14 protein-coding genes are annotated in these 11,095 nt (G+C 29.3%); 1 reads left to right on the top strand and 13 read right to left on the bottom strand.

Translation table 11 applies throughout. From position 1 onward, the window contains the following. Positions 1 to 492: 492 nt before the first annotated feature. The 8 genes from Q0649_RS14845 to Q0649_RS14810 form a co-directional block, all read right to left on the bottom strand. A complete protein-coding gene (locus Q0649_RS14845) occupies positions 493 to 1,041 on the bottom strand; it encodes a hypothetical protein (protein WP_298843690.1) in 549 nt (182 codons plus the stop codon). Positions 1,042 to 1,145: 104 nt separating this feature from the next. After that, positions 1,146 to 1,292, bottom strand: coding sequence for a hypothetical protein (locus Q0649_RS14840; RefSeq protein WP_298843687.1), 147 nt, complete (start codon positions 1,290 to 1,292; stop codon positions 1,146 to 1,148). Positions 1,293 to 1,572: 280 nt separating this feature from the next. Next, positions 1,573 to 2,079 (bottom strand): amidase domain-containing protein, encoded by a 507-nt coding sequence (locus Q0649_RS14835; protein WP_298843684.1) that lies wholly within the window; start codon positions 2,077 to 2,079, stop codon positions 1,573 to 1,575. A gap of 34 nt (positions 2,080 to 2,113) precedes the next feature. Then, positions 2,114 to 2,836: a VCBS repeat-containing protein gene (locus Q0649_RS14830; protein WP_298843681.1), complete on the bottom strand. Its 723-nt coding sequence runs from the start codon at positions 2,834 to 2,836 to the stop codon at positions 2,114 to 2,116. Between the two features lie 161 nt (positions 2,837 to 2,997). After that, the gene (locus Q0649_RS14825) at positions 2,998 to 3,303 is read right to left on the bottom strand and encodes a LiaI-LiaF-like domain-containing protein (RefSeq protein ID WP_298843678.1); all 306 of its coding nucleotides are present in this window, start codon (positions 3,301 to 3,303) and stop codon (positions 2,998 to 3,000) included. After that, positions 3,296 to 3,820 carry a hypothetical protein gene (locus Q0649_RS14820; protein ID WP_298843675.1) on the bottom strand — a complete coding sequence of 175 codons (525 nt, stop codon included), beginning with the start codon at positions 3,818 to 3,820 and terminating at the stop codon, positions 3,296 to 3,298. The genes Q0649_RS14825 and Q0649_RS14820 overlap by 8 nt, the downstream gene beginning before the upstream one ends. Further along, positions 3,801 to 4,259: a hypothetical protein gene (locus tag Q0649_RS14815; RefSeq protein WP_298843672.1), complete on the bottom strand. Its 459-nt coding sequence runs from the start codon at positions 4,257 to 4,259 to the stop codon at positions 3,801 to 3,803. The genes Q0649_RS14820 and Q0649_RS14815 overlap by 20 nt, the downstream gene beginning before the upstream one ends. After that, the gene (locus Q0649_RS14810; RefSeq protein WP_298843670.1) at positions 4,256 to 4,768 is read right to left on the bottom strand and encodes an RNA polymerase sigma factor; all 513 of its coding nucleotides are present in this window, start codon (positions 4,766 to 4,768) and stop codon (positions 4,256 to 4,258) included. Before Q0649_RS14810 ends, Q0649_RS14815 begins: the two co-directional genes overlap by 4 nt. Positions 4,769 to 5,048: 280 nt before the next feature. On the opposite strand from Q0649_RS14810, the gene Q0649_RS14805 reads away from it, so the two are divergent. Beyond that, positions 5,049 to 5,375, top strand: a complete 327-nt coding sequence (locus Q0649_RS14805) for a hypothetical protein (RefSeq protein ID WP_298843666.1) — start codon at positions 5,049 to 5,051, stop codon at positions 5,373 to 5,375. A 96-nt stretch (positions 5,376 to 5,471) separates the two neighbouring features. Here Q0649_RS14805 and Q0649_RS14800 read toward each other — a convergent pair whose 3' ends face one another. From Q0649_RS14800 to Q0649_RS14780, 5 genes are all read right to left on the bottom strand, one after another. Then, positions 5,472 to 6,605 carry a Ger(x)C family spore germination protein gene (locus Q0649_RS14800; RefSeq protein ID WP_298843663.1) on the bottom strand — a complete coding sequence of 378 codons (1,134 nt, stop codon included), beginning with the start codon at positions 6,603 to 6,605 and terminating at the stop codon, positions 5,472 to 5,474. Then, on the bottom strand, positions 6,598 to 7,686 hold the full coding sequence (locus Q0649_RS14795; RefSeq protein ID WP_298843661.1) for a GerAB/ArcD/ProY family transporter: 1,089 nt from the start codon (positions 7,684 to 7,686) through the stop codon (positions 6,598 to 6,600). The genes Q0649_RS14800 and Q0649_RS14795 overlap by 8 nt, the downstream gene beginning before the upstream one ends. After that, entirely contained in the window at positions 7,679 to 9,157 is a 1,479-nt protein-coding gene (locus tag Q0649_RS14790; protein WP_298843658.1) for a spore germination protein, read from the bottom strand. Before Q0649_RS14790 ends, Q0649_RS14795 begins: the two co-directional genes overlap by 8 nt. Before the next feature lie 191 nt (positions 9,158 to 9,348). Beyond that, the gene (locus Q0649_RS14785; protein WP_298843655.1) at positions 9,349 to 10,704 is read right to left on the bottom strand and encodes a PFL family protein; all 1,356 of its coding nucleotides are present in this window, start codon (positions 10,702 to 10,704) and stop codon (positions 9,349 to 9,351) included. 10 nt (positions 10,705 to 10,714) lie between these two features. Next, complete coding sequence (locus tag Q0649_RS14780; RefSeq protein WP_220315368.1) at positions 10,715 to 10,984, bottom strand: ACT domain-containing protein; 270 nt, start codon at positions 10,982 to 10,984, stop codon at positions 10,715 to 10,717. Between the last annotated feature and the right edge of the window lie 111 nt (positions 10,985 to 11,095).

The raw sequence follows: 11,095 nt of genomic DNA, 5'->3' as shown, positions 1-11,095 counted from the left end.
ACTATAAACAATTTTAAAATAAATAGTTGACTTTAACTAGCTGGTCTAAATTATATTTATTTCAGATCAATATTATTTGCACATTTACAAATAATTGGGTACCGATACCCTATAAAATCATCACCGCATAGTTGCATTTTATGAATAAATAATTTTTATATTATTCATAATTCATAATTTTTATTAATAATATCATATAAATTTATGCTTATCAATACTTTTTTGAATAAATAAAAAATAAATATTTCAAATCTTTAATTTTTGTAATAATTGCATAACATATTGTATTGTGATTCGTATTTGTAAATATTATTATAAAAAAAAGCTGCAATTTATGCAGCTATCCTTTATCTTATGCTTATTATATTTTAATCGTGAATGATTTATGTACTACTTTTCCAAATATACTAATAATTTCTTTTACAGGTTACCTCAAACTATCTTAACAATGTGATTTTTACGAAAAACAAGTGGGAACATAGTTCCCACTTGTTAATTCTCTAAATATGAGATTGGAACATTATTTATTCCAAGTTCCTGTGCCGCTGCATATTGATCATGTCCTGATACAATAACAAGACTTCCTTTTTTTACAACGATTGGTTTATTAAATTTATTATTATTTTTCATATAATTTAACGCCTTATTTTTTGATCGTTTTAAAGACATACCTTCATTTTCATTTACTAACCTTGATATATCCATTATTTCATCAGTACCAATTGGCATTTCATAATTTAAATCTATTTGTCCATTTTCATCTTTTAACAAGTGAAATATTTTTATAGATGTTGCTTCTACTGAAATAAAAGGAGTACCTGTTCGATTTACACATGCTTTAATTTCTCCTTTAATCACAAAATAATTTACATTCTCCATACCTATTACCGCATCTCTCCAATAATCTTTTTTTACAACTACTCTATAAACTGATTCCATATCATCATAAGTTCCTATTTTAAAGAGTAAATTAACATCACCACTTTCTAATCTATTTGTTTTTACAGGTAGTCCCTTAATTGTAATTTCACTTTTATTCATAAATAAATTCTCCTTTTAATCCTTTTTATTTTTTAACAAAGCATAACATAATAATAAATAACATTTGAAAATTACACATATCCCAAATTTCAAAAATAAAACACCTAGAAAGCGTGTATCGCTTCTAGGTGTTTTATGACCAAATTATATTTTAATTCCATATTAATTTTAACGCAAGTAAGTTTATCTATATCTATGCTAGATGTTGTTTCAGGTTTTTTAGTTCCAGAAATTTTATTATAAGCTAACATAGACTTCACCCCATTAATTATTTTAAAATATTTTTCATACAATTTATATATTATATTTGCTTTTAATTCATTAATTCATTGTATCATTTTAAAGGTAAAATTACAATTTTAATCTTATCACTTTATATTGTTAACCTAAATTTTTAATATACAAAAAGATAGAATTTTAAATAAACCCCATCTATAAATGGTTTATTAAGTTACGGAAAAGAAACAGAATGTGGTGTTCATGCAATGGAGCATGAGTTAAGTGCATTTTATGATATTACTCATATAATTATCATAATGTAATTTTAAGAAAGTGTGCTTTTTTATAATCATAATTTTTTATATATGTTTCATTAATTTGATTGTATGAATGTTGAGATATTCGAGGCTCTTTACCTGTCGGTTCTTCTATAAATGATGTTATTATTGCAGCATGAAAAATAGAATTATTATGGTTTTCATAAAATATTAAATCTCCAAGTTCAAGTTTACTTAGATCCTCTACCTCAAAACCCTTAACAACATTTCTATTTAATTTTTGATTAGTTTTTAAATACCAGAACAGTGAATTAGCTACAGCCCAACAAATTGATGCTTTACCGCTTCTATCATACCACCAAGGTCTACTACTAGAGTAATCCATCGTTGCCCCCCCTGCTCTTAAACACTGAGAAACATAATTAGTACAATCTCCACCAATTCCATTAACAAATTGGTAAAACTTATAATATTGGTTTGGCACAAGAGCATACTTCATGGCATAATCTGTTGCTAATTTTCTATTATATTCAACTTTCATACTATTTCTCCTTTAAATTTATATCAAGATATACCTATATTTGTTCTCCGAAAATAGCGATATTTTGATTATACAAAGCAAATACATTGTTTTTCCATTTTAAAGTATTTAAGACATACCCTAAAGAGTCTGCATTATATCTACCCGCAATTTTTTGATATGCCAGTAGCTCATACACTTTATTTGAGTCAAAATCCACAGGGTATAGTCCGCTTAAAGGATTTACAAATCCATTGATTGTGGCCTTTAATTTTCCATTTGTATAATATATTTCATTTAAATAATCAGATTCCCTGCTTGCTATATCAATGATATATTTTTGATTATTTGTTTTACTAATAACTTCAACCTTATAATTGTCTTTATATATAGCATCATATTTATATAAATTATTATATACATTAAAGTCAAATAATACTTGTACTTTACTATTAATAAAAGAATAAATATAATAATACATTATTCCACCACTACCACCTGAATTGATCCCTATTAATATATCATCCACTCCATTACCAGTAAAATCTCCCAAGAAAATAGTAGGGTTATACCCTGCATTGTCGCCGAATTCTATCTTAGTAACCTCACCAGACATGCCATTTTGTATTTCAAGCAATATATTTTCAATGAACTGGCTATCATATGTCTTTATACCTGTTAAATATACATTATCGGGTATTCTATCCCCATTTACATCTCCACTTGCATAAGCTACAATTGTTTGCTTTATAATATTATCTCTATAATAATTATACATAATGGCTCCTTTATTTTATAAGCTTTATATCACATTTTATGAAATGAAGTAGCAACTGTTCCAAATTATGCTAATAATACCATAAATTCAATTTAAATAGCTATAGAATAAGTCCATTTAAAATGTACTTACCCTATAGCTACTTTTTTATTATATAAAACTTACAATATATTTCTTAACAAATCAATATGAGTAATTGCATACTCCATACATCCCATACCCATTGAAAATAAAGATAATATTATTATTAAAATTATTGCAGCAAAATCATACCTCATAATCTCATCTTTATTTATTAAACATGAGACAATAATTTCAACTCCTAATAAAACTAAAATCACTGGCCACAGTGATGATATTTTTAAATAATCAATGCTTGGATATATTAACTTGAGTAAAAACATTCCACCAAACATAACTAAAACTATACCAGTCGTAAACGTACCCACACGGCGTCCCTTAATCATTCATATCACGCTCTCTTTTCTTACCTATAATAAGCCTTGCACCAATAACAACTATTACAATACCCACTATTATCTGTGGGGCCATCCTAATTAAATCACCAATAGAATTATATACATTCTGTGGCATATATTGAGATAGGCTATTAATAACATTGTTAAATATCAAGTAGCTACCAAGAAGTATTAATAATATTCCTGAAAACAAACTATGTTTTTTTAATACATTTTTATCTATTTTTACAATTTCGTCAAGAGAAAATAAATACTTGTCTTCTAAAAGTAAAAATTCTTCATCTGTGGAATACCTCTTGTTTAAGCAATCAAAAAATGAATAAAACCAAATTAACGGCAAAATAAAGAGAAGTGGACCTATAGAAAGAAAACTTGATAGAAATATTATGAAGAAAAATATTGTCATTAGTGATAGTCCCATCTTCATAAATCCCAAATACATGTGACCCGCGCCAGGCATAAGTGAAAACCCAAAAGTTAAAAATTTATTTTTTTCCTTTTTCATTGTTAAATACCTCCATATTAATTATTTTTCTTGAGAAATTGTTAAGACTTATATTAACTGTGTTTATTGAGCTTAAACTTATAGGGGTTACATCCAATGGTTTATTTTTTGTATTTGCTAAAAAATTTAATGAATTTGAAAAAACAAATATCAACGCTATGCTTGCTGCAGTTATTACCCTAAGAGAATAATATACAAACTGAGTATTACTTTTTTTCTTGCTTTTTATTTTACTTAGTACCTCTTGCTCAAATCCTAAAGGAGCATCTGCAAGTTCATTATCATTAAAACTATCAGCTAAAACATCAGCGCAGGTTTCACACAAACATATATGTTCTGACATTAAAACTAGTTCATTCTCACTTAAGGAACCCGCTTTAAACTTTTGTAGCAATTCTTTAGTTAAATGACCATTTTCATTAAATAATATAATTCTCACATACACTCCTCCTTCCATAAATTTTTAAGAAGCTTTTTTGATCTATAAAGATGTGTTTGTAATGTTTTTAAACTTATCCCTGTATCTTTTGCCATATCTGAAAGTTTAATATCTTCACAAAAATAATTAATGGAAACAGTTCTATATGGTTCTTTTAATCTTTCACATAATTTATATATTTTTGTCTTACTATGTTTCTCTAAAAGCACTTCCTCAGGCGTATCCCCCTTATCCTTCAAGCACTCAAAATCTTCATTAGATAAACTAAAACTTACTCTTACAGGACTTTTAAGAAAATCTTTGCATTTGTTTATAGCAATTCTTGTAATCCATGCCTTAAAATTAACCCCATCAAATTTACTATAATTTGTATATGCAGACAAAAACGTTTGTTGTGCTAAATCTTCCGCATCAAAATAGCTCTTAGTAAAAGATAGACATATAGTGATGATTAAACGTTCATATTGTTTTATATAGTTTGCAAATTGTTCCTCCTGAATAACCATCACCCCCCCCATTTTGTACCTACATATAATATAACGATTAAAAAACAAAAAACACTTCAACTATAAAATAATATACTTTATATTCATAATAAATTTTAAAATTAGCTTGTACATAAATTTATTTCACATAAATTTTAAATTAAAATTGTTCTTATATCCATTTATATAAAAACACAACTACATAATAACAACAAAATCAATCTTAATAATCATAAAATATGCACAAATTTTATTAATATTCATATTATATTAGTATATATTAATACTATAGGAGTTAATTATAATGAGTAAAAAAGTATCAATTACTCTGCCAGAGCATGTCTATAGCCTAGCACTAAAAAAATCTAAATTAACTCATGGAGAAAATAATTTTTCTGCTTTTTTACGCGAGCTAATAATCAAAGAATTTACTGAGAGTGAACTTAAAACAGAGTTAATTAAACTTAATGAGCCCCTATGGCTTGGAATTACAAAAACAGCTAGTTATAATGCTACTTGTGAGGTATGTTCTAACCCAATTTTGCCTGGAGACGTAATTTGTTATACAAACCTAGGATTTCAAGAAGTCTATAAAAATTGGGTTCATAAAAATTGTTGCAGAAAAGAATAAAAATTAAAAACCAGAGAGGATAAATTGAGTAGCATTATAGCAATAATCTATATTATGTTTAGATACTCAATTTAACTATCACTTACTAGGTAAACACTACTGTATATCTCCATATTCAATTAAATGAAATTTAACATGAGTTGTTATTTGTGCTGATTTATATGTCGTATGCCAATCTACTTTTTTAAAGTAATCGTTATTCTTAGCTCTTACCATATCTCCTATACCAATAGGATCGCTGCCTATTTTTTGCATATACTCGATTAACTTTTGACATTCTTGTTGTATTTGCTCTTGAAAATGCTCATCAAATTTTTTAACCTCTTTTTCATCATTTAAATTATCCCATTTATACTCATCTGCATTACCAGAAAAGTCTAAATAAATATCTACTACAGGCTTATTATTTCTTATTGATACTTTTATTTTCTTACTGTTTTGAAAGAGTTGAATAGCTGCACTTTGTTTTTCACTATAGCTTTCATCAGCCACTGGTAGAAGGCTAGCATTATAGGTGAATTTTTTATGCTTTAACGTCTTCATCATTGAAGTTAATAGTCCATTTTCCTGTGCATTTATAGTTCCAACCATTTTGCCCTTTGAAAATAAGGCAGAACCTTTAACTTCAATAGATTTATCAGCAATCTTTATTAATGGGGTAATGTTATCAATTCCTGGGGCTACGCTTATTAGGTCATAATTATATATTCTTGTTTCAATGGTGCTAGCGGTTGCAACTGCTCTCTCAAGTATTTCATTCATATATATAGATGGTCTTGGTTTATCCGTAAAGTTATCTTCTGCTTGATGTATTAAACTTCTAGGGCTCCCATCAACAACCACTACCCATGCAAGAATTGCGTCTGATGGATCCCTTTCAAATATTGAATTTATATCATATATACGTCCTTGACCAGCAATTTCTTTAGAAAATAAAATTATTTGAATTTTACCTGCAAGCATATTTTTTCCTGATCGTCTATTTACATTATCCCTAGCTATCCTTGTTAAATTTGCTTCAGTATCAAATATTTCTCCTCTAGATTTAGTAACATCTGGATCAATTACTGGCATGCCATAGGTAAGTTTCAAATTTCCCCCAGGAGCTGTCTCCATGCCTACTATGGTCATAAACCCAGTTTTCTCTACTAAAACTTGATCCCAGCAGCCGCAAAGTATAAATGGAATAGCTATTAATAATACAAATGTTTTTCTTATCCTTTTATACATGTGGTTTCACTCCTTTTTTTCGTATGAATGAAAATATATAACATATAACTAAAAACATTGAAAATATAGCTCCAGATATTGTCATACTATTTTCATAAATATTAATCTGTGAGATACTTTTTGGCACATTACTTAACAATATAGTTATTGTGGTAAATACAAATAAATGAATACCTTTTTTCTTTAGATTTAATAATTTATTTATACTATAATAGGTTACACAAAAATATCCTCTTGTTGCCATAGCCATAGCCGGCAACCATATAGCAATAAATAGTACATCCATTCTTTCAATTATTGGGGCTTTATAGGATCTAGATAGTTTAATCATTGGATACAAACTTTTTTTTAACATTTCTTCTCCGAAGAAAGAAGTAGTAACTAAAAGAAGAATTATACAAAATATAGTTGTAATAACATTTGCACCTATTGCATATTTCATAGACTTTTTTTTATTTGTAACCTCAGGATATATGACTGAAATTACCTCATAGCCCAGAAGCTCAAAAATGCAAGGACTAAAACTAGCTTTTATACCTTCTATCCCGCTTTGCCCAATAGGCATTAAAAAACTAAATCTTAAGTTTTTAAATGCAAGAAAAAACAAGAAACAGCAAAAACCCAAGGTAATATATATAAAAGGTGCAAATCTAGCTACATATTTTATTCCATACCATGCTAAGTAGTAAGTAGGTATTATGGTGAAAATACATAATACTAATGAGGGCGTTGATCTTAATAAATGAACATGTATTACATTTGTATAAATTCTTAAATATAAACATGCACTGTACCATAAATATAAAACTATAAATAAATTTAACAACCTCCCTAAATATTTTCCGTATAAACAATTATTTATTTCGTATATGGATTTATTGTTATATCTATTCATAAGCTTTATTATAATTGAAATTATAGCAGTTATTATTAAACCATATATAAGGATCGAAATCCAACCATCATGGCCAGAATCTTGAGATAAATAATTTGGTAAATTAAGACTACCTATACCTACTTGAATTGATACAACAAGTGCCATTAATTGACCAGATGTAATATTATTTGCGCGATTATCCATTTTTTTTACCTCTTTCCTTATCAAGTGGTTTCGCTACATCTGGCCTTTTCTTTAAATATCTAATTGGAGCCCTTATATAAGTATCTTTTAAATCACCAAACTTAAATGGTGCTATAGGTTGAAAATATGGTTCTCCAAGAGAATCTAAAACTAATAAATGTGCAAGTAATGTTACCATGGGAATTAATACTCCCAAAATACCAAATATTGATGAACATAACATTACAATATATTTACAAATTCTAATAGAAATCCCCAAATCATAAGTAGGCATAGTAAATCCTGCGATGGCAGAAGCCGCAACTACTATTACCATAAGGTCACTTGCAACTCCAGCCTGAATTGCTGTCTGCCCTATTACCAGGCCTCCAACAATACTAATAGATCCAGTTATAAAAGAAGGAAGTCTTATTGAAGCCTCCCTTACCATTTCTATCATAAACTCTATCAAAAACGCTTCAATTACAGGAGGAAAAGGTACCTTTACTCTAGACTCTGCGAGTGGTATTAGTAACGATAACGGTATCATGTAATAATGGTAACTTAGTAATGCAATATATATCCCTGGTAGAAATAATGCTATTAATGTTGCGATCGTCCGTAATAACCTTAGATAAGTAGCACCTATCCAGTGTGTTGTATAATCTTCAGGTGCTTGAGTGAATGCATGAATGGTTACAGGTGCTATCAATATAAAAGAGGTTTCTTGAAGCATTATTACAAATTTACCCTCAAGTAAACTTGCTATAGCTTTATCTGGCCTTTCTGTAGCAAGGTATTGAGGAAAAATAGAATTAGGATGATCTGCTATAATTTGTTCTAAATATCCAATTGCTATAAGACTGTCAGTATCTATTTGATTAATTTTGTCCGTAATAATTTGTAGCAAGTTTGGGTTTGCAACATTTTCAAGGTACACTACAGAAATAGTCTGGTGTGATATATTACCCACACTAAAATCCTTGAATTTTAGATTGGGAGTTTTTAGTTTTCGTCTAATAGTAGAAATATTTGTAGCCATGTCTTCAATAAAACCATCGTGATCTCCTCTTACGCTCTTTTCTCCTTCTGGCTCTTGTATATTTCTTTTTTCATATTTTTTTAGTGTACATGAAATCCCTACACTTAATCCCTCACATATAAAAACTGCATTTCCAGCTAATATATCTTTTATTAAACTATCTATTACTAAAGGAAATGTTAATCCTGCTACTGGAAGTTTACTTGGAAGATATATTATATCATCTGAATCTAATTTTTCTAATTTTAATAAAGGAGTCATAAAATCTCTTTGAAAAAGATCAATATCACATAGACCTTGAACAAAAAAGAAACAACCCTTTTTACCTGAATTTAAAATAACTTTTCTCCTTACAATATCAGGACAATCTTTTAGCGTCTCATCAATTAAAGAAAAATTTTTATCATAATTATTATACAAATTTACATTTATATTTTTATCTTCAATCATTTCACATCACCATTATTATCTTTAGCAATATATATAATATTATACGAAAATTGTGTTTAAGATATTCTAAAACAATAATAAAATGGCTATATCAAAATAATTTAAACAATTATTTTGATATAGCCACCTTTTGTGTTTGTTTATTGAAATTGGATCAAATTTTTCTTTTCTAACTAACACTTAATAAATTTCTAATTCTTAAAGCTATGTATAGGTGCTGGAATCCTTCCACCACGATTTATAAAATCGTTACTTGAGAATTCACTTACCTTCATAACTGGTGCACGTCCAAGAAGTCCACCGAATTCTACACTGTCCCCAACTTTTTTACCTGGTGCTGGTATAAGCCTTGTTGCAGTAGTTTTATTATTAATCATTCCAATTGCACATTCATCAGCGATAATTGCTGATATCGTTTCTGCAGAAGTATCTCCTGGAATGGCAATCATATCAAGACCTACTGAGCAAACACAAGTCATAGCTTCTAGTTTCTCAATGTTTAAAGCTCCTTTTTCTACGGCAGCAATCATACCTTCATCCTCACTTACTGGTATAAATGCACCACTTAGGCCTCCAACAGATCCAGAAGCCATTATTCCACCTTTTTTAACTGCATCATTGAGCATTGCTAGTGCACAAGTTGTTCCATGAGTACCACATACCTCAAGACCCATTTCCTCGAGTATCCTAGCAACACTGTCCCCAATTGCAGGTGTTGGTGCCAATGATAAATCTACAATACCAAAAGGTACATCAAGCCTCTTTGCAGCTTCCATTCCAACTAATTGACCCATCCTTGTTATCTTAAATGCAGTTTTCTTAATAACCTCAGCTACAACACCAAAATCAGCACCTTTTACTTTTTCTAGGGCAACTTTTACTGTACCCGGACCACTTATTCCTACATTTAAAGTACACTCAGGTTCTCCAACTCCGTGAAAAGCACCTGCCATAAACGGATTATCATCTACTGCATTTGCAAATACTACGATTTTCGCACAACCAAGACCATCTCGATCAGCGGTAAGCCTTGCAGCTTCTTTAATAACTTGACCCATTTCACGAACACCATCCATGTTGATTCCAACTTTAGAACTTGCAACGCTCACCGATGAACATACTCTCTCTGTAACTCTCATAGCTTCTGGTATCGAAGATATGAGCCTATGATCACCAGTAGTATAACCCTTATGAATTAATGCAGAGAATCCACCAATAAAGTTTATTCCAAGCTCATTTGCAATCTTATCAAGCATTATTGCATACTCTACATAATTCTCATCCTTAGATGCTCCTGCAATCAAAGAAATCGGAGTAACTGAGATTCTTTTATTTATTATTGGTACTCCATATTCCAGTGCTAAATCATCTCCTACCTTAACTAAGTTTCCAGCAAGTCTCATAATCTTTTCATAAATTCTAGCTCTAGCTCTTTTACCATCAGAATCACAACAGTCGAGTAGAGATATCCCCATAGTAAGTGTTCTAATATCTAACTTTTCATCTTCTAACATTTTTACTGTTTCCATAATCTGATTAATATTCACTTTCTACCTCCTATACAAGATGCATTGAATTAAATACATCCTCATGTTGCATTTTTATTGAAACTTTTAACTCTTTACCCATCGTAATTAATAATTCAGTTAGTTCCTTTGAAGAAATATTAATATTAGCTAAATCCACAAGCATTACCATAGTGAAAAATTCTTGCATAATAGTTTGACTAATGTCTAAAATATTAGCATTTTTTTCAAATAACAAATTAGATACATTCGCAATGATACCTACTCTATCTTTCCCAATTACAGTTAATACAGCCTTCATTTTTCTCCTCCTCTTTTAATCACAAAAAAAAGCCGAATAGATAATACTCGACCCTTGAAATCAATATTATCCCCTGTCCTTTTACCTGAGAGTTTCACTAGTTTTCACAAG

This window comes from uncultured Clostridium sp. (assembly GCF_937920395.1).
Lineage (GTDB): Bacteria > Bacillota > Clostridia > Clostridiales > Clostridiaceae > Clostridium_AD.
The sequence above is the reverse complement of the archived record's forward strand: the minus strand, read 5'-3'. Positions and strand labels throughout refer to the sequence as shown.

Excerpts from the sequence above, each read along its gene's own strand:
- Q0649_RS14845 (WP_298843690.1), bottom strand. The coding sequence starts at position 1,041 with ATGAATAAAAGTGAAATTACAATTAAGGGACTACCTGTAAAAACAAAT.
- Q0649_RS14840 (WP_298843687.1), bottom strand. The coding sequence starts at position 1,292 with ATGTTAGCTTATAATAAAATTTCTGGAACTAAAAAACCTGAAACAACA.
- Q0649_RS14835 (WP_298843684.1), bottom strand. The coding sequence starts at position 2,079 with ATGAAAGTTGAATATAATAGAAAATTAGCAACAGATTATGCCATGAAG.
- Q0649_RS14830 (WP_298843681.1), bottom strand. The coding sequence starts at position 2,836 with ATGTATAATTATTATAGAGATAATATTATAAAGCAAACAATTGTAGCT.
- Q0649_RS14825 (WP_298843678.1), bottom strand. The coding sequence starts at position 3,303 with ATGATTAAGGGACGCCGTGTGGGTACGTTTACGACTGGTATAGTTTTA.
- Q0649_RS14820 (WP_298843675.1), bottom strand. The coding sequence starts at position 3,820 with ATGAAAAAGGAAAAAAATAAATTTTTAACTTTTGGGTTTTCACTTATG.
- Q0649_RS14805 (WP_298843666.1), top strand. The coding sequence starts at position 5,049 with ATGAGTAAAAAAGTATCAATTACTCTGCCAGAGCATGTCTATAGCCTA.
- Q0649_RS14800 (WP_298843663.1), bottom strand. The coding sequence starts at position 6,605 with ATGTATAAAAGGATAAGAAAAACATTTGTATTATTAATAGCTATTCCA.
- Q0649_RS14795 (WP_298843661.1), bottom strand. The coding sequence starts at position 7,686 with ATGGATAATCGCGCAAATAATATTACATCTGGTCAATTAATGGCACTT.
- Q0649_RS14790 (WP_298843658.1), bottom strand. The coding sequence starts at position 9,157 with ATGATTGAAGATAAAAATATAAATGTAAATTTGTATAATAATTATGAT.
- Q0649_RS14780 (WP_220315368.1), bottom strand. The coding sequence starts at position 10,984 with ATGAAGGCTGTATTAACTGTAATTGGGAAAGATAGAGTAGGTATCATT.